This is a genomic window from Deltaproteobacteria bacterium (assembly GCA_022340465.1).
GTDB lineage: Bacteria > Desulfobacterota > Desulfobacteria > Desulfobacterales > B30-G6 > JAJDNW01.
On sequence record JAJDNW010000014.1, the window covers coordinates 1 to 19160 of the forward strand.

A 19160-nucleotide genomic window follows, 5' to 3' on the forward strand; every position below is an offset into this window, starting at 1 on the left:
GGTGGCGTCGGGCACGCCGGTGATGCAGGGGAGCCCGTATTCGCGGGCGATGATGGCGCCGTGGATCAGCATGCCGCCCCGGCGCTCTACGACACCTGCGGCCAGCGGCACCACGAAGGTCATGTTGGGATCGACCGCATCACACACCAGAATCTCCCCGGATTTGAAACTGCTCAGTTCATGATGGTGCTGGATGACCCGCGCCCTGCCTTTTGATATGCCGGGACCCGACGGCTGGCCTGTCAGCTGGCGCGTTTGCAAGGTGTAAGCGCCTTTTTGGGGGGCTGTTGAGGATTGGACGGCGCTGCCTTCTTTGAAATCGATCTCCTCCAGCGCCTTTGAAAGGGCTTCATCGGGTTGCGCCTCGAGCCGGCGCCTTGCCTCCTGGACGGCAGCCAACAGCTGTGCCTCGATGCGGCCCAGATAGATGTTGTCGTCGTCCCGCAGGCGGTAGCTGCTTCTGGCCAGGTCCAGCAATTCGCGGGCATGGGCACCGTGGCCGTCCTCGAAGCTGTTGAGAAAGCGTTTCTCAAGCCTTTTTACCCTGTCGCTTTTGTGGGCACCTTCGAATGGCGGATGGTCGGCGAGTTCTATCAGCAGCCTATACAGCGGGGCGGTTCCCAGGACACAGTCTTTGCCCCCGGTAACGGCGCAGGAAAGGTCGCCGAAATTTTCGATGAAAGCCTCGACCCTGGACCGGAAGCCGGGATCGATGTCGGTGTGAGACCCGGATTCGAGGTGTTGTCTCAAGCGGCTGTCCTTTCGAATGTCGGCGGCCAGTTCAATGAGCATGTTGTTTCTGGCCAGGCTGGCCATGTCCGTATCGGTGAGCAAATCGATGAATTCATAGGGGTCTTCGGGCTGAACGGTATCGTTGTACACCTGACCGAAAAGCCGCACCCCGTGGGCATAGGGGATGAAATCGGACCAATAGATATTGACCCAATGGTTATTGATCTCCCACCGGTTTCTGATCTCTTGGGCAAGTGCTTTGGTCGAGAGGCTGGCCAGGTTTTTTTTACCCAGCTTTTCGGCGGCCGTGATCATGCCGGGAATCAGGTCTTCTTCGATTTTCCGGCGCAGTTCCTTGAGGTTGTCGAAACTGCGGTGTAAACTCAGATACCAGCCGCGCTTGTCGCCGGTTTTTTCGCTTTGAAGGGTCGTGATCGGTCTGGATTGCAGCAGCGTCAGTTGCTGCCCTTGATAGGTCCATTCGACATCTTGAGGTGCCTTGAAATATTCCTCGGCCTTTACGGCAGTGGTCAATACCGTTTTGACCTTCTTATTGTCGAGGGGCGGGCGGTCAGCCTTGTCATCCGGCAGGGTCGCCCGTTTTACACCACCCCGGGCGGGTATGAACCAGTGGCTGCGCCCGGGTTGGGTGTGATTCACGATGGTGCCCGAGGCCCGCTCGACCAGCCAGCGGTCCGGTTCGATGCTACCGTCAACCAGGCCCTGATTCAGCCCGTGCACGGCTTCGATGACCGCCTGCCGCGGGTCATTGGGATTGCGGGTGAAAGCCACGCCCGAACAGTCGCCGGCAATGGTTTCCTGAACCACCACCGCCATGGCACTTTTTTCAATATCGAGTCCGATTTCCTGGCGGTAGAGCAGGGCGGCGTCCGACCAGAGGGATGCCCACACCAGGCGGATGTGCTTGATAATGGCGTCGATACCCGTCAGATTGACATAGGATTCGTGCAATCCGGCAAACGAAGTGCGCGCGTCGTCTTCATCCGGAGCGGAGGACCGCACCGCGACCGATTTGTCTTCGAAAATATGGTGAAGGCTTTTTTTAAGGTGCTCAGACAGGTCTCCGGGAAGTGGTTGGATCATGAACATGTTGCGGATGCGGGTGGCACAATCCCAGATCTCCTCCCAGCGCATCTCCTTGAAGTCTTTGCGGTGGAGCTCCAGCATGATGCGTTCACGCAGACCGCTCATCTGCAAAAAATCATGGTAGGCCTCGCTGGTAACGCAGACAGTATCGGGAATGGCAAAGCCGCCTGCTGCCAGCTGCCACAGGGCATATGCCTTGCCGCCTACGCGTTGGCGGTCACGGGGCTGAATCTCTTCAAGGGGCAATATCCAACTCATGTCGATTCTATATGCAGCTCGCTGACATTCTGGAATTTTCTGACCAGATAGTACGACCGGACCGAGACACCCACCAGGGCGCAAGTGGGGGCCCGGGCAAATTCTTCCAGATGGGGGTGTTTGGCCAGGTATTGTTTTAGCGTCGTCTCTTTATCGATTCCGACAATTTCGCCGGCGATGCCCACCGCTGTAACGGCAACGGCTTCGTGAAAGTCGGCAGCCTGGTTGTTGCTGTTGTCTATCAGCATGGCAACGCGGTTGTTGGCGGTCAAGTTGGCGAACTTGCGCGTGGTTTTGGGCGTCACGAAAAACAGGCGCTTCAGATCTTCGGCAGCGTGAAAGGCCACCAGGCTGGCATAGGGCTGACCGCCATGTTGAGTGGACAGTGTGGCCAGATGTTGGGAAGCGAACAATGCGGTCAGCTGTTTTCGAAACTGATGGGTCGTTTTCATGGACACGTTTCCGATAGAGAGAATATGTTTTGAACCAGGCGATGAACCGAGATAGCGAGCGCATTCCCCGCAGCTTGCTGCGGGGAGTGTTCAATCGCCCCTATAGGCACACAATAATACACTTATCGAAAAATATAAACCCCGCAGTTGCAAGGCTGGGTAAAGCCGGGTGCCCTTATAATTTTCTGGCATGTCCGGCGGTTTCTATGATATTTTATAATTAAAACAGATTGATAATCACCAAATCGGTTTCTTTTTTATCCGGTCGTTTACTTTTTGGACATAAGCGTCGATGTCACATTTTCTTTCCAGCCCCGATGCTGCCATATAGCGTATCTTGCCGAAAATCGGACGTTCTTTCCAGGCCCGGTCATGCACGCCGTAGATCCAGGCCACACCAGCATAGGAATTGGGATCGCGCCCATCCAAAAAATAGGTGTTGTTGAGGGCCAGGGTGGTCCGATAAGCGTGCTGCGGCGTTTGGGACCATTCCAGAATTTTTTTACCCCAGTACATGCGCATGTAGTTGTGCATGAAGCCGGTGTGCTTCATTTCCAGCATGGCCGCATTCCAGTAAGGGTCATGGGTTTTGGCGGTTTCCAACTGGTGGCGGCTGTAGACATGCTCGCGCCTGTCGCCACGGTGGTCTGACAGGGTCTTCTTGGCCCAGCCCGGAATGCAGGCGTATTTGTCGTAATCGGGCGTGTAGGAGACAAAGTTCATAGCCAGTTCGCGCCGCACCACGAGTTCCTCGATGTAAGCGTCTTTGACGGCTGGCGATGCCTTCGTGGTCTGCATGATTTTGAGCGCTACATAGAGGGGGGAAACCTGACCGAAATGTAGATAGGGACTCATGAGGGAAAAGTCATCGGTCTGGGGCTGGTTGCTGTTATCTTCGTAACGTTGCAGACGATAGCGGATGAAATTCGCAAGACGCTTTTTAGCCTGGGAGGTGCCGCCGGCAATATATGCAGATACGGGGGAAACCCTGCGGTCAAGGTCAAGCTCTTCGAGCACTTCCTCAACGGAGCGAAATGTCAGGCCATCGACAGGCAGGTCCAGGGATGATTTTTTTACGGCCGTATTCTTCAGTCCTGTCAGGTAAGTATGGAGGAGCCGGTGAATCTTGGGACGAATCGTCCGGGCGGCATACTCCGCCCTGTTGGATGCGACTTCAACCGGCACGATCACGTCGCTTTCCACCTGATCAACCCGGCACGGAGCGTTTTCAGCGACCTGTTTGCGCCAGGCCCGCTGATATTTCAGGTACCCGCGGTCGCAGACGATCAGGCATGCTTTTGCGCCCAGTTCCAAAGCGACATCCGGGGGATGTCCGCGCCGCAGAACCATCTTGATGCCCCTGGCCTTCAAAGCAGTTTCAGTTTCCTGCAAGCCCTGCAGCATGAAGGTGTAGTGTCTCAGGTTGGCCTCCGGGTAGCTGTCGGTCAGACCAAAGGCGACCAGCAACCCGCGGTTTAAGCGGTTGGCCTGCTGTATGGCATATTCCAGGGCGTGGTTGCATTCCGCCCGTTGGGACTGCTGCATCCAGTAGAGGATATAGTCGCCGTCCTTCACAGGACGGCTGTTGCGTTTTTTTAGGCGTCCTGGTTGCATGATTAGATATATACGCGCAATTTGAGCTCCAGTGGATGAGGATGGAGATAGGTCTGGTTTTTCAGGTACGGCTGCTGATATTTGCGGACATAATGGTTGATCAGGGTGATGGGCACGATCAGGGGCACGCGTTCCTGGTGATAATGGTCAAAGGTTTCGAGCAGTTCCTGTTTTTCGTCCGCACTCAACTGCTTTTTAAAATATCCCATAATGTGTTGAAGGACATTGATGTTTTTCTTGATGGTCGTTTGCAGTTTCAGGGTGTCCAGGAGCAGCTCCTGGTACTGCTGGAACAGGTCTTGGATGGGCAGGCGTTTGCCTTGGGCGACCAGCTTGCCCATCATACGGTAGTGTTTCTGGCTGTGAGACAGAAGCAGCAGTTTGTTGCGGGTGTGAAAGTCAACCAGTTTGCCGACACTTTTTCGTCCGGTCAGACATTCTCGCCAGCGCTGCATGGTGAAAATGCGCATGATGAAATTTTCCCGGATCTGAGGGTTGTTGAGCCGGCCGTCGTCTTCAACGGGAATCGACGGGAAACGGCGCATGAATTCCCGGGCAAAGATACCCACGCCCACCTTGCTGGGCATGCCCTTTTCGCTGTAAACCTTGACCCTGACCATGCCGCTGCTGGGAGAGTCGCTTTTGAAGATGAAGCCACAGAGATTTTCTTTTTCGAGCGCCTTGACGCGTTTTCTGGCCCATCGAACCATTCTGTCGGTATGGTCTGTTTTGCTTTTAAAGGTGATCAGCCGCGGATTTTCAGGATCGCCCACCAGACGCATGGATTCCCTGGGGACGCCCAGGCCGACCTCCACCTCGGGGCAAACCGGTACATATTCCACGAACTGCCCCAGTGTGTTGGTGAGGTATTTGTCCAGCTTGTGACCTGCATTCCAGCGCACCGGCTTCCCCAACAGGCAACTGCTGATACCGACTCTGACCTTCATGTCCATTGTGATCTCCTTGCTAATTACTTGAAAAAATCAGCGACAACGGTGTACCAGGCCCCTTCGATGGGTCTTCCTTGTGCGTCAAGGCTCTGACGGACGTCACTGGTTTGATCGGCAACCTCCCACTATATTTGATGTCACCGCTGATTGCCGAATCGAGTCGAAGATCCCGATTTTCATGCGGGGCAATGCGGAATGAATTGAACGCTCCCCGCAGCAAGCTGCGGCAAGTGCGCTCAAAATTGCGATTCAAATTTCTGCTTAACATCTGTTAATTGACGCATAGCCTATCATAAACACATCGATTTTCTAACAGGAAAACGAAAAGCCTGTCACCATTAAAGCATGACAGGCCTATACACGTCGGCGGTGACAAAGTCGCTCCCATTCCACCTGCGTCGTCTTTAATCCATCAGCGTCTCGCAACCGTCTTCTTGGCCGTTTCGGTAAGCAGGCGGCAGGCCTTGCTTTCCGGAGCAAAGATGAGCGCGCCACTCATGACAAGGAGCGGCAGCGCGAAGAAAAAGCCGATCACCGGCAGGACGATGCCGCCGATGAACGCGAGTACAAAGGTAAACGGAAGCAAGAAAAAGCCCAGGGTGCGGGCGGATAATTTTTCGGATAAACAGTCTATTTTTTTCATATATAAACCTCCTCGAGACTTGCATTCAGGGTCAGATGGTTCACATATACAATAAGCACTATTTTGGAAAATCAAACCCGGGCAATGTGATCTGCAGGCGGTGTGCGTTGCGGACACGCTAGATGTTTCGATGGTGGGCCTTGAAAAAGTCCCAGATGATGCCGGCGGCATCGAATCCCTTCAGGGGGTTCTCATCGTTCAGTTCAGCCGTATAGTATAGCCCCGGCCAGACGTGCCCCCACTTTTCCAGCAGATAGAGCACGACATCGGCACCCTGGCGGCACCCTTTCCAGGTTTGAATGCGGACACTGTTTTGACGACGTTCACCGGACAACGGTTCCCGATTGCAGCCATTGTTGGTCACCCAGAAACGGATCGAGTCCTCTATGGAAAGAAAGGTGCGCTTCCCCCCCCGTTTCGAGCTGACACCGCCTTGTGGCGGGACGGCATCGTCATCCAGGCCGTGAAACACGATTACCGGCAGGGGGCCGGACGGTTTCCGTGGGCGCCAAACGGGTACATTGTCGGAGGGCCTGCCCCCTATGGTTGCCGCGACAACCGCCAGCGCGGCCAGGGTGCCGGTTTTTTCCGCCGCAAACCGGTAGGCGAGCATGCCCCCGTTTGAGAATCCAACCGCATACGTGCGGTCGGGGTCGATCGACAGGCGCGTGCGAACATCGTCGATGGCTGTGGCGATGAAGCCAACGTCGTCGATACCGTCCTCGGCGGCTTTGCCGCAGCAGTGCCCGGCATTCCAGTGCTGCAAAAAACCAAACAGTCCCATGCCGTTGGGGTACAGCGCGACAAAGCCCTCCCTGTCGGCCAAATCGCTGAAGCCGGATCTTTTCTCGATATCCCATGCGGTTTCGAAGGCGCCGTGGATGACGACCACGAGCGGCAGGGGGGTCCGGTCTTCATAGGCCGGCGGAACGTGCACCAGGTAGGAGCGGCGGCTTCCCATGACGCGCACATCGACCTTGTTTTTATAGGTTTTCGATGCGGGGGGACTGTTTTTGGGAAGCGTTGCCGAACAGCCGGCGACAATGGATATCAGTATGACGCAGATCGTTTTCGTCCATGCATGCATTTGACGCTCCGGTCGTCATTGCGATCATCAGAAAAAATGGATCTGTCTACCGTATTAAGGCGCGGACGTTGGCCGGCAGGTAACGCCGAACCGGCCGTAAAGTTGTTTGTGCATGTTTGTGCATGTTAGCGCATTTGCCCTATAAATGTTCCGCTTCAACGTTGGACTGGCGGGTTGATTTTTCAAGGCACCATATCATCAATAATGGTTCTTTGTTTTCTATACCATCCCCTTGAAGGCGTAGAAGGTCAGGGAGAGGATGCCCGCCGTCACCAGGGCGATGGAGGTGTCCTGCAGGGGTTTGGGCACGCGCGCCAGCAGAATTTTTTCACGGACGCCGGCGAACAGGACCAGGGCCAGCCCGAAGCCGACGGCATAGGCAAAGGAGGCCACCAGGGCCTGCATGAAATTGTACTCTTCCTTGATGTTGATCAGGCACACGCCCATAACCGCGCAGTTGGTGGTGATGAGCGGCAGGAAGATCCCCAGCCCGGCGTAAAGCGCGGGGATGCTTTTTTTCAGAAACATCTCCACGAACTGCACCAGCGAGGCGATCACCAGGATAAAGGCGATGGTCCGCAGGTACTCCAGCCCCAGGCTCCTCAGAACGAATGCATCTACCATCCATGTGATGACGCCGGCCATCACCAGGACGAACACCACGGCCATGGCCATGCCGACGGCGGTTTCCATTTTCTTGGAGGTGCCCAGAAAGGGGCAGTTCCCCAGGTACTGGGCCAGGAGGATGTTGTTGATGAGAATGCAGCTGATGGCAAGCAGTACGTAATCGCCCATTGGTAATCTCCTATTTACTGCCCACGAGGTTCATCAGGCAGAGCATGAGACCGAGGCAGATAAAAGCGCCCGGTGCTTCGATCATAAAGGTGAAGGGGTGAAATGACGGGCCGAAAATCTGAATCGGCGTTTCCCATAAAGTCAGCGTGCCGTTGCCGAACAGCTCGCGTACGGCACCCAAGGAGGCCAGGGCCAGGGTAAAACCGACGCCGATGCCCAGGCCGTCGAGAAAGGACCTTACCACGCCGTTTTTACAGGCAAACGCCTCGGAGCGTCCCAGGACGATACAGTTGACGACGATCAGGGGAATGAATATCCCCAGCTTGAGAAACAGCGGGTAGGTATAGGCCTGCATCGCGAGTTCCACCACCGTCACGAAAGTGGCGATGATGATGATAAAGCATGCGATTCTGACTTTGGAAGGGATAACCTTGCGCAGTGACGATACCAGAATGTTGGAACACACCAGAACAAAAGTGGTTGCCAGCCCCATGCCGATGCCGTTTTCAACGGTCTTGGTCACGGCGAGGGTGGGGCACAATCCGAGTACCAGGCGAAACGGGGGGATCTCCTCCCAGAGGCCTTTGGTGAATTCTTGCACGAGCGACTTCGCCATCTTTTTCTCCCTATTTGAATTCCTTGAGCTTGGCTTGTATTTGTGGTTTCAGGCGTTTGTAGAGGGCCCCGGCCTGGGTAACCCCGGAAGACACCCCGCGCGAGGTGATGGTGGCGCCGGACATCGCATCGACCTGTCCGCCGTCCGCTTTGACCTTGAAGGTCTCTATCAGATTCATCCCCTTGAACTGGTTGGTGAAGGTGGGGTCGCTTTTGGCCTTCGACCCGACACCGGGCGTTTCACTGTGGGTGGTCACGCCTACACCGACGATCTTGTCATCTGTGACGTCGACACCCACCATGAGTCCGATGTCGCCGCCGAACCCCTTGCCGCTGCTTTCGAAGGCGACTTCGTGCGCCTTGCCGTCGAAGATGCCCACGAAGAAGCTGGCCTCGCCGCCGTCGTACTTGATCTTGAAGCGATCGACGATCGGGTCGTTGGAGGCGCCTTCCAGAATGCTTTTAATGGCGGGGCCCTTGACGAATTTCAATTGCTGATACTCGATCCGTTCTTTGGTCCCGTTTTTTACGGCGGCCAATAGCCCCCCGGAGAAGGAGCTCAGGACCGTGAGGACGACTACCATTTTAATGAGTTCACGCATGTCAAACAGCCTTTCCCATGGCTTTGGGCCGGATTTTGTCCAGCAGGGGGTTGATGAGGTTAATCAACAAAACGGCCAGCACGGTGCCGTCGATGTAAGCACCGATATTTCTGATCAGAACGGTCATGAGCCCCCCGGCGGCGCCGTAAATCAGCATGGGGACGGCGTTGACCGGCGACGACGAATCCTCGGTGGCCAGGAAGAAAGCTCCGATCAGGGTGTAGCCGGTACATATGTGAAAGAAAGGATCGGCATAGCGGGCGGGATCGATCTGGTTGAACAAAAAGGCGGTGATGAAGACGCCGGCCAGATAGGATACGGGAATTTCCCAGCGAATGAATCCTCTCGCGATCAGGTAAAGTCCACCCAGAATGAGACCGATGCCGAAAGTGGCGCCGATGCCTCCGGCTTGACGGCCTATCAGGAAATCGCCGATGCTGTATTGGTCGATGCCGCCGGCGCCGAAATTTTTCAATGCAGCCAGGGGATAGGCCATGGGGAAGTCGGTGGAGTAGTTGGCCAGCATGGCGTTGAAGTCGAAATAGTCCTTCCAGGAAACCATCAGGATGGCGATCGCGAGTGCCACGGGGTTGAACGCGTTGCCGCCGATCCCGCCGAATATCTGTTTGCCGACCACAATGGCGACGAATGTTCCCGTGATGACCAGCCACCAGGGGGCGGTCGCCGGCAGCATCATGGCAAAGAGCAGGCCGATAAGGGCTGCATTGCCGTCGCCGATGGAGACGGACCGCTTCATGGCCTTGTTCATGGCAAGCTCCCAGAGCATGGCCGTCGAGACGGCAAGGCACACAACGCCGATGGCCGGGATGCCGAACCTGAAAACGCCCCCCAGCAGGGCCGCGGGCAGGGCGGCACATATGATGTTGAGTTGGCGCCCGGCAATTCCGCTGCCATTGTGCAGAAATGGAGCATGCGAAACGATTAACTTGGTCTGGCTATTCATCTGTCGCCTCCTCGGTAGTCATCCGGCCGAGTTCGTGCTTTGCCAACCTGATGTACTGGAAAATCGGAATTTTAGAGACACATACATAACTGCAGAGGCCGCACTCGAGGCATGCATCGAGGTCATAGCCGTCGCGCGCTTCCTCGTATTGTCCCGCCTCCAGAAAACGGACAAGCATGCTGACCTGGATTCTGGCCGGGCAGACCCTGACGCAGTCGCCGCAGTTGATGCAGGGATAGTCGGATGTCAGGGAAATATCGGCTTTGTCCTGAAGCAGAACGGCATCGGTGGACGGCTGGACCGGATATTGCGCAGAAAATACGCTGTGGCCGGTCATGGGACCTCCGAGGATGATGCGATCCTTGTCCGCGAGGCTTACGTTGTGCGCTTTCAGGAGATCGGCGATGGGGGTGCCGATTCTGGCGGACACCAGCGAGCGGTTGCCCTGCTTGTCGATAAACGTGATCGTTTTTTTCAGGGGGATTCTTTTCTGGGTAAACGCGCGGCCGATGGATGCGACCGCTTCGGCGCTGAAAAAGCACACCCCCAGATCCTGAAAGCTTTTCCCGAGGGGGATTTCTTTGCCAATGACTTTTTGGGCGACGAGTATCGGAAAGCCCGAGGGATAGGCGGTATCCATGTACATGACCGAAGCCCCGATTTCACCGTAACCCTGCAGGGCGTCCCTGGGCGTGGCGATAACGATGTTGCCGATGCCGCTGATCGCTTTTAGAAAGGATATGCCGGCCTTGATTTCTTCCATGCGGGTGTTCAGCGTGTACTGGGCGGTCAGGACCAAAAGGTCCTCGTCCATGGCGCTCACAATGATGGTGTCGATCGGCCGTTCCGCATCCATCAGGGGCTTGAAGTCCGGTGCACCGGGAACGCAGGCGAGGAACGCGGCGGCGTTTTCGAGGGTCGGTTCGCATCGGGCTGCGAAGGTGTCATCCGCGGCTTCGTCACCCGCGGCGGTAATGGTTACGGCAGTGTATTCGCGTCCCGCTTCCCCGGGAAATCTTTCGACAGCCGCCACGGTGCCCGAAATGCTGGCGATGCCGTAGGCATCGGGCGCCGCGGCCAAAGCGATTTTCTGACCGGTCTTCACCTTGTCACCCGGCTTGACCAGGTTTTTGTCGATATCCCCGACCGGACAGGGTATCAGCAGGGTGACGCCGGCCGGCTTAGCCAGGGCGGCCGGTGCGGCCATTTTGCCGGCTATGGGCAGATATTGGATTCGAGGTCTGGTTAAACCGAAAAATGAGCGTTTTGTCATAATTCAACCTTTTTATTTTGCTGCATTTTTTTAAATGTCCCCCATGCGCACGACCAGTCTAATACGTGGTATGACACGCGGTGCAGGCAACCGGTCCGGCATCAAAGTTCTGATGGCAGTTGATGCACTGCTCATGAAACGCATCGGATCTTTTCAATATCTCCGTGCCCTCGACCTCATCGGCATCGTGGCATTCCAAGCATTTATCAGGGAGCCCGTTCGCCTCTTCCGTGGCATAATGGCAGTCGCCGCAAGCGATCAGGGAGGAATCGTCATCGATGGGGTGGTGGTGGCAATCGTAGCAGGACAGCCCGTAGTGCAGCTCTGAAGCGTGCGCCTGGTGGTCGAATAAAACCTTGCCCGCAACGACGTTGTAGGTTTTGCGCACCGGTTCTACAGGCGATTTTTCAGGGAATGCTGCATAACACAGGACACCGACAAGCAAGAGATATATGATCAACCCGTAGACAATTTTCAGCCTTTTCTCCGAGAGCATATTCAATATAACCCTTTCATCTTAATTAATGATTTGTTTTGGTGCAGCAGAGAACCGACTACCATAATGCGACCTCCCTTTCAAGTTTTTATTCATGCATCAGGACCGGGGCGGGCACACGCCGCAGAGACGGCAGGAGAGCGGGTCGCAGGCCCTGGTCTTTTGACCCTTTGCGGCGCGCTGATATTCCGACCAGAGAAAGGATTTGTGGACGCCGTGGTCGATGACGTCCCAGGGGAACACCTCATCGGCGGCCCGTTGGCGGTATACATAGAAATCCGGATCGAAGCCGGACGCCTTGAAGGTTTGGGCCCAGTTCCACCGGTGGTCCCTGCCGAGCAGGAGAAGATCGGCCAGGCGCCGGTCGCCGCGTGAGAAGAGGGCCTGCATGTAAGCCTGTCTGGGTGCTTCGGCATTCACCGTTATATTGGGCACGGCCTTCAGGGCGGATTTAATCCGTTTTATTTTTTCCTTCAGAAGAGACACTTTTTCCATGGGCGCCCACTGGAAGGGGGTATGGGGTTTGGGGATGAAGGCGTTCAGGCTGACGGTGATGCGGCCCATTTTTCCTTTGCGTTTGCTCGATTCGAGAAAGGCGCTTTTGATTTGTTTACACAGCTCGGCAACGGCATCCACGTCCGTCATGGTCTCGAAGGGCAGGCCGACCATGAAATACAGTTTCAAATTGGGCACACCGGCGGAAACCAGTTTTCCGGCTGCATGAATGATGTCCGTTTCCGAAAGCCCCTTGTTGATTACTGCGCGCATGCGCTCCGAACCCGCGTCGGGGGCGATGGTAGCGGTTTTCACCCTGTTTTTCCGCAGTTGGTGCAGCAGTTCATCGGTGAGGGCATCCGCCCTGAGGGAACTGAATGAGATTTCGATGCCGTTTGCGGCGCTTTCACGGCACAATGCGTCCAGCCCGGGCAGGTCGGAGACCGCCGCACCGACCAGGCCGACTTCGCGTGCCAGCGCCCTGCCTTGCCGGATGGTGGCGGCCAGTTCCCCGTGGGGCCTGAAGCGCGGGGGGCGATAGACATATCCGGCCGCGCAGAATCTACACCCGTGCGGGCATCCGCGGGACACTTCCACCAGAAACGTGCGCTCGAAAGTCGTGTGCGGGGTCACGACGGTGCTGCAGGTTGCCGTACCCGACAGGTCGTCCAGACGGGCCCGGTGGATAACGCCGGGAATTTTCGTTGTTACCGTCTTCAGGGATTTCAAGGTGCCGTCCGGGTGGTACCGGTCTTCGAAAAGAGACGGCGCATAAAAGCTGTCCATCTCCCCGGAGGCCTTCAGGAGCAGGTCCTCACGGTCGGGATACCGTGAAAAAAGGTCCATGAAGCGGGGAAGCAGCTTTTCGGCCTCGCCTATCAGAAAGCAGTCCATAAACCTTGCAACGGGTTCGGGATTCAAGAGGCAGGCTGCGCCACCCGCTGTTACCAGCGGGTGGCGGGGGTCGCGATCCTCGGCCAGGGAGGGGAGGTTGGCCGCATCGAGGATCGTGATCACATTGGGAAAATCGTTTTCAAACGATATGGAAAAAGCCACGACGTCGAAGCCGGAAACGGGCTTGCCGGACTCCAGGGAGGAAAGGGCCTTTGAACCGGTAGAACGGGGGGGCGGTAAAAAGGCCCTTTCACAGACCACACCCTCCAACGTGTTGAGAATGTGGTACACCGACTGAAAGCCCAGGTTGGACATGGCGACATGGTACGTGTTGGGGTACACCAGGGCCACGCTGATCATTCCGCCGTGCGCTTTGCGGATGGTCCCCGCCTCCGCCGCCAACAGGCGGAGACGTTCCCTGTCGCCTTTTCCGACCATCAGTCCGCTTTACGTCTTAAGAATGTAGGCACCTCCAGGTCGCTGTTGTCGATGATGATCCCTTCGGTGCTGCCGTAGCCGCCGTAGCCCGCGTCGTTGGTGGCTTCCTTCTGCCGGATGAACGTCGGTTCGTCGAAGTCGATGCCCCTTTCGATGTCCGCCGGGGTGATATCGCGCACCCTGCCGCGAAGCGGGTGGTCCGTGATCTTGCAGGCGGATGAGGTGTCCGGTCCCGATCCGATGCCCGTGGCGATGACGGTTACATGCATCTCGTCTTCGAGGGTGTCGTCGACCACCGTGCCCCAGATGATGTCCGCATCTTCGCCGACTTCATTGTAGATTCGTTCGGAGGCCTCCGTCATTTCCTCCATGGTGAGATCGCTGCTGCTGGTGATGTTCATCAACACGCCCTTGGCGCCGGAGATGGCGATATCTTCGAGAAGCGGATGGGATATCGCCCGTTCGGCGGCTTCCACGGCCCGGTTTTCGCCCCTGGAGACGCCGATGCCCATGATGGCCAGGCCGGCCCTTGACATGGTGGTGCGGACGTCGGCAAAATCGAGGTTCACCAGGCCCGGCATCATGATCAGGTCCGTGATGCCCTTGACCGAATGCAGCAGGATCTCGTCCGCTTTTTTGAACATGTCGATCATCTTGGCATTTTTGGAAGCCAGCCCCCTGAGTCGGTCGTTGGGAATGGTGATGACGGTGTCGGCCACTTCCTTGAGCGCATCGATGCCTTCGACGGCCTGCCGGGTTCTTTTCTTGCCTTCGAACGAAAAGGGCTTGGTAACCACGGCGACCGTGAGCGCCCCGATATCCTTGGCGATTTCGGCGATGACCGGCGCGGCACCGGTGCCCGTTCCGCCGCCGAACCCGGCGGTGATGAAGACCATGTGGCTGTTTTCCAGGGCCTGCCGAATCTTATCGCTGTTTTCCCGGGCGGCCTCTTTGCCGATGTCGGGATTGGCACCGGCCCCCAGTCCTTCGGTCAGCTGTTCGCCGATCTGGATGCGGACCTCGGCCCGGGAGACATCCAGGGCCTGGGCGTCTGTGTTGGCCGAGATGAACTTGACGCCCTTGAGGTTGCTGGCGATCATGTTGTTTATGGCGTTCCCCCCTGCGCCGCCGACGCCGATGACCTTGATTTTTGCCGATTTCTCATTTTCAATGTAAGTAAACATGTTCCCCCCCTTTGAATGGTTAACTGCATTTCGGTTGCTATTATTCAAGCTTGATATTTCATGACGGGACCGCCTGCGGGCACCGTTGTTGTCAGATGACGTCTTTGAACCACTTTTTCATGCGGCCCATGATGCCGTTGAATATGTTTTTGTCCCTGATTCTGAATTTTTTCGACGGATGCATCCGGGCGCCGTACAGTACCAGCCCGACGCCTGTAGCGTACATGGGGTTGTTGACGACGTCCACCAGCCCGCTGATGCCGCTGGGCTTTCCCAGCCGGGTCGGCAGGTTGAAGATAGATTCGGCGACATCGGTGATGCCGTCCAGCAGGGCGGTTCCACCGGTGACGACAATCCCCGAGTTGATGGCGTTTTCCATGCCGGCGCGGTATATTTCCCGCTGAATGAGGGTGAAAATTTCCTCCATGCGCGGCTCGAGGATTTCGCCCAGAATCTGGCGGGGCAGCTTCCTGGGATCGCGCCCGCCCATGCCCGGAACTTCGATGGCCTCGTCGCTGTGGATGTTGGCGGACAGGCAGGTTCCGAATTTCGTTTTGATCTTTTCCGCCTCCACCAGGGGCGCCCTCAGACCGATGGCAATGTCATTGGTCAGGTTGTTGCCCCCCAGGGACAGGACAAAGGTATGCTTGATGTTTTTTCCGGAGAAGATGGCCAGGTCGGACGTTCCCCCCCCCAGGTCGAGAAGCGCGGTTCCCAGCTCCTTTTCCTCGTTGGTCAGCACGGCTTCGCCGGAAGCCAGCGACTCCAGCACGATGTCGCAAACATCCAACCCCGATCTGTTGGCGCATTTGACGATGTTGTGGGCCGAGGTCACGGCACCGGTGACGATGTGGATCTTGGCCTCCAGCCGTACGCCGGCCATGCCCACGGGGTTCTGTATGCCCGTCTGCTCGTCGACGATGTACTCCTGGGGCAGCACGTGGATGACCTCGCGGTCCATGGGGATGGCCACGGCCCGGGCCGCGTCGATGACCCGCTCCACATCGTTTTTGGTGATTTCGGGCCCCTTGATGGCGACGATCCCGCGGCTGTTGAACCCGGTGATGTGCCCGCCCGCAATGCCGGCGTACACGGACGATATTTCGCATCCCGCCATCAGTTCCGCTTCCTCAACCGCTTTTTTTATGGATTCCACGGTGGACTCGATATTGACCACGACGCCTTTGCGGAGCCCTATGGAGGGGCTCGTTCCGGTGCCGATGATATTGATCTCTCCGTGGGAAACCTCGCCCACCACCGCACATATTTTGGTCGTCCCTATATCGAGTCCGACGACTATGTTTTCCTGCCCATGCACCTTTACACCTCCTTTTGACCCATGGCGGGCGACGCTTTTGTATCCAGGTTCACAACGATACGGTTGGGGTTGTTCAGATCGATCGAGCGCAAGATCAACGTTTCCTTTTTACCTTTGAAATAAATCAGGACTTTTCTGAGCACCTCGTATTTCCCGGGATAATCGTTGTATCCCAGGTGGATCGTCCCGGTTTCATTCCTGACATGCAGCGTGAGGCCGATGTCCCGGTCCACCTGGATACGGTCGATCCTGGAAACAGGGATGACGCTGCCGTCTTTCTGGCCGAGCCTCAACACGGACATGATGGCGGCAAAAGGCCTGCTGCAGGGGCCGTGGCCGACTTTCAGATCGGCGATGGAAAGGCCTGCGATCGTCGGAAGGTCCGTGGGGTCGCTTTCCTCCCACTCCTTGAAAATGATTCCCGACCGGTCGATGAGAAAGCGGCGGTTCATGTCGATAATCGCCAGGGGCACATGTTCCTTGATGCGGATGGTTATTCCCGAGGGTATTTCCCGGCTGATTTCGGCTTCTTTGATCCAGGGGTGGGCCAACAGCCTTTTGCGCGTGGTGGTCAGGTTGACGGAAAAAATATTCCTGCCGGGATAGACCCGGGCCTGTTCCACGATTTCTTGAGACGAAAGGCGTTCGCCGCCGGACACGGTGATCTCGGAGGCGCTGAAAAACGAAGACTGGGTCAAAAGGTCGTATCCGAATACAAAAGCGAAACTCATCAGGACAACGATAGCCAGGAGGGTGGTACCCTTGAGCACATTGCCCAGGGTCGCCATCATCCTGGCGTTCCTTTTGGCCCGGCTGTTTTTATAGTAGTTTCTTCTGGTTCTTTTTCGTTTTTTTCTATCCAACAATTTTAACCTCTGTCTCCAGTTTTACGCGATGATGTTCATAAACCGCATCCGTAGCCAGATCTACCAGCGCCAGGATGTCCGCCGCCGCGGCCCTGCCCCTGTTGACGATAAAGTTGGCATGCTTGGTCGATATTTCCGCATCGCCGATCCGCTTGCCTTTCAATCCGGCCAGGTCGATCAGTTCGCCGGCCGAGCGTTCCCCGGGGGGATTTTTGAAAATGCACCCTGCGCTGGGCAGGGTCCAGGGCTGCCGCCGGTTTCTGTGTTTCAACAGCCGGCCGGCCTCTTTACGCAGGCTGTCTCTTTTTCCCTTCCGCAACCGGAAGGCGGCTTCCAGGATGATGGGCTGCCGGCCGCGTTCTATTTTCAGTTCGGCCGGCCACGCCATTTTTCTGTAAGAGAAATGCAGCATCGCCTTTCCCATCGTCCGCACCCTTCCGGCCGGCAACAGAACCGTCACCGATTCAAGCAGATCGCCCATACAGGCGTCACCCGTCCCCGCGTTGACCCACAGGCTGCCGCCGACTGTCCCCGGGATGCCCAGGGCGAAATTGAAACCCTGCAAACCGTGCTTCAAACCGTAGGCGCACAGTGCGGAAAGCTTCAGGCCCGCCCCGGCTTTCACCAGCGGTCGCTCCGCGCCCGCGTTTCCGGTGACGATTTCCCGCAGACATCTGTCGAGCAGGACGACGATGCCGGAGATGCCCCGGTCCCTGACCAGGATGTTGCTGCCCGCGCCCAGGGGCAGGCAGGCGATGCCCCGGGCGTCGGCCCACCGGATCAGCCTGACCAGATCCTCCCTGCTTGCGGGTCTTACCAGCGCCTCTGCAGGTCCTCCCACCCTCAAGGTGGTGTGGCGCGCCATGGGCTCGTCGAAAACGACGTCCTGCGGGAGCGCTTGCGCCAGCCAGTCCCTGTCTTCCGGTTCGAGGGCTGTCATGCGGACTCCAGCAGCTTTTCACCGACCTTCCACACATCGCCGGCACCGAGGGTCAGCACGATATCCCTGTCGGCAAGGTGCTCCTGAAGACAGGCAACGGCCTCGTCCATGTCTTCCACACAGAGGACCTGTTTGTGACCGTGCGCCATGATGTCCGTACACAGGTCGTGACCGTCCACGCCGTCAATCTTTTCCTCGCCGGCAGGATAGATGGGTAACACCAGAAGCAGGTCCGAGCGATAGAAGGCCCGGGTGAACTCGTCGAAAAGATCCCTCGTCCGCGTATAGCGATGCGGCTGAAAAACGACGACTTTGCGCCTGTCGGGCCACGCTTCTTCGAGCGCCTGAAGCGTCGCTTTGATTTCGGTGGGGTGGTGCCCGTAGTCGTCGATGACCGTGGCCCCCCGCAGCTGGCCCTTTATTTCCAGCCGGCGCTGCACCCCTTCCGCCTGCTCGAGCGCCGCTCTTATTTTGTCGAAGGGCATGCCGAGCTCAAGACCCACGGCGATGCTGGCCATGGCATTGTATACATTGTGCAGTCCCGGGAGATTGAGTTCGACCCGGCCGAGCTCCTTTCCCTGGAAGGAGACGGTGAATTGACTTTTCAACTCGTGGAACACCACCTTTTTAGCCTGTATGTCGGCCTGGGGCGTCATGCCGTAGGTTACGTATCGTTTTCTGACCATGGGAATGATGCTCTGGACATGGTCGTTGTCCAGGCAAAGAACCGCGAGGCCGTAAAAGGGGACCCTGTCGATGAAGCTCAAAAAAGCCGCTTTGATGGCTTCCAGGTCCGTATAGTGATCCAGGTGCTCCCGGTCGATGTTGGTTACCACGGCGATGGCGGGCGACATTCTTAAAAATGACCCGTCGCTTTCATCCGCTTCGGCCACGATGAATTCACCCTGTCCCAACAGGGCGTTGGAGCCGATGCTTTTCAACTTGCCGCCGATGACCACGGTGGGATCGAGGCCACCATTGGCCAGCACGGCGGCGACGATGGACGTCGTCGATGTTTTGCCGTGGGCGCCTGCCACGGCGATGCTGTATTTCAGGCGCATCAGTTCGGCCAGCATTTCCGCCCTGGGTATGACGGGTATCGAAGCCTGTTCGGCGGCCATTACCTCCGGGTTGGAAGCGCTTACGGCGGAAGAGGTTACCACCACATCCGCGCCGCCGACCTGCCCGGCGTGATGCCCCTTGTAGATCGTGCCCCCCAGTTTCCCCAGCCGCCTGGTGATGTCGGTGTCCTTCAGATCGGAACCGGACACCGTGTATCCGAGGTTGAGCAACAGTTCGGCGATGCCGCTCATGCCGATGCCGCCGATACCGACGAAATGGATGTGATATTTTTTGTGGTACATGGGTCGCTGTTGCTCCCGTGTTAATTTTTAAGTTTTTCGTTTTAGGCGGCGTTCGGTTTCAATGCTTTCAGCT

Annotated in this window: 18 protein-coding genes; all 18 read right to left on the reverse strand. The window is 57.0% G+C overall.

Annotated elements, in window-relative coordinates:
• On the reverse strand, positions 1-2097 hold a 2097-nt coding region (locus tag LJE94_02390), incomplete at its 3' end, for a hypothetical protein (GenBank protein ID MCG6908955.1).
• Positions 2094-2549 (reverse strand): pyridoxamine 5'-phosphate oxidase family protein, encoded by a 456-nt coding sequence (locus tag LJE94_02395; GenBank protein ID MCG6908956.1) that lies wholly within the window; start codon positions 2547-2549, stop codon positions 2094-2096. The genes LJE94_02390 and LJE94_02395, both read right to left, overlap by 4 nt.
• Positions 2550-2786: 237 nt before the next feature.
• A complete protein-coding gene (locus LJE94_02400; GenBank protein ID MCG6908957.1) occupies positions 2787-4163 on the reverse strand; it encodes a deoxyribodipyrimidine photo-lyase in 1377 nt (458 codons plus the stop codon).
• Between the two features lie 2 nt (positions 4164-4165).
• Positions 4166-5116 carry a DUF523 and DUF1722 domain-containing protein gene (locus LJE94_02405; protein MCG6908958.1) on the reverse strand — a complete coding sequence of 317 codons (951 nt, stop codon included), beginning with the start codon at positions 5114-5116 and terminating at the stop codon, positions 4166-4168.
• A gap of 409 nt (positions 5117-5525) precedes the next feature.
• Positions 5526-5756 carry a hypothetical protein gene (locus LJE94_02410; protein MCG6908959.1) on the reverse strand — a complete coding sequence of 77 codons (231 nt, stop codon included), beginning with the start codon at positions 5754-5756 and terminating at the stop codon, positions 5526-5528.
• Between the two features lie 118 nt (positions 5757-5874).
• Positions 5875-6843, reverse strand: a complete 969-nt coding sequence (locus tag LJE94_02415; protein ID MCG6908960.1) for an alpha/beta hydrolase — start codon at positions 6841-6843, stop codon at positions 5875-5877.
• Positions 6844-7062: 219 nt separating this feature from the next.
• Positions 7063-7638, reverse strand: a complete 576-nt coding sequence (rsxA, locus tag LJE94_02420; GenBank protein ID MCG6908961.1) for an electron transport complex subunit RsxA — start codon at positions 7636-7638, stop codon at positions 7063-7065.
• A gap of 10 nt (positions 7639-7648) precedes the next feature.
• A complete protein-coding gene (locus LJE94_02425; GenBank protein MCG6908962.1) occupies positions 7649-8254 on the reverse strand; it encodes an electron transport complex subunit E in 606 nt (201 codons plus the stop codon).
• A gap of 10 nt (positions 8255-8264) precedes the next feature.
• Positions 8265-8855, reverse strand: coding sequence for an RnfABCDGE type electron transport complex subunit G (locus tag LJE94_02430; GenBank protein MCG6908963.1), 591 nt, complete (start codon positions 8853-8855; stop codon positions 8265-8267).
• Between the two features lies 1 nt (position 8856).
• On the reverse strand, positions 8857-9819 hold the full coding sequence (locus LJE94_02435; protein MCG6908964.1) for an RnfABCDGE type electron transport complex subunit D: 963 nt from the start codon (positions 9817-9819) through the stop codon (positions 8857-8859).
• Complete coding sequence (locus tag LJE94_02440) at positions 9812-11092, reverse strand: 4Fe-4S dicluster domain-containing protein (protein ID MCG6908965.1); 1281 nt, start codon at positions 11090-11092, stop codon at positions 9812-9814. The genes LJE94_02435 and LJE94_02440 overlap by 8 nt, the downstream gene beginning before the upstream one ends.
• Before the next feature lie 58 nt (positions 11093-11150).
• The gene (locus LJE94_02445; GenBank protein ID MCG6908966.1) at positions 11151-11588 is read right to left on the reverse strand and encodes a cytochrome c family protein; all 438 of its coding nucleotides are present in this window, start codon (positions 11586-11588) and stop codon (positions 11151-11153) included.
• A 99-nt stretch (positions 11589-11687) separates the two neighbouring features.
• Positions 11688-13415, reverse strand: a complete 1728-nt coding sequence (locus tag LJE94_02450; protein MCG6908967.1) for a radical SAM protein — start codon at positions 13413-13415, stop codon at positions 11688-11690.
• Complete coding sequence (ftsZ, locus tag LJE94_02455; GenBank protein ID MCG6908968.1) at positions 13415-14599, reverse strand: cell division protein FtsZ; 1185 nt, start codon at positions 14597-14599, stop codon at positions 13415-13417. Before ftsZ ends, LJE94_02450 begins: the two co-directional genes overlap by 1 nt.
• 91 nt (positions 14600-14690) lie before the next feature.
• Positions 14691-15917: a cell division protein FtsA gene (gene ftsA, locus LJE94_02460; GenBank protein MCG6908969.1), complete on the reverse strand. Its 1227-nt coding sequence runs from the start codon at positions 15915-15917 to the stop codon at positions 14691-14693.
• Positions 15918-15919: 2 nt separating this feature from the next.
• Complete coding sequence (locus LJE94_02465; protein ID MCG6908970.1) at positions 15920-16780, reverse strand: FtsQ-type POTRA domain-containing protein; 861 nt, start codon at positions 16778-16780, stop codon at positions 15920-15922.
• A complete protein-coding gene (gene murB / locus LJE94_02470) occupies positions 16773-17723 on the reverse strand; it encodes a UDP-N-acetylmuramate dehydrogenase (protein MCG6908971.1) in 951 nt (316 codons plus the stop codon). The genes LJE94_02465 and murB overlap by 8 nt, the downstream gene beginning before the upstream one ends.
• Positions 17720-19087 carry a UDP-N-acetylmuramate--L-alanine ligase gene (gene murC / locus LJE94_02475; protein ID MCG6908972.1) on the reverse strand — a complete coding sequence of 456 codons (1368 nt, stop codon included), beginning with the start codon at positions 19085-19087 and terminating at the stop codon, positions 17720-17722. The genes murB and murC overlap by 4 nt, the downstream gene beginning before the upstream one ends.
• Positions 19088-19160 lie beyond the last annotated feature (73 nt).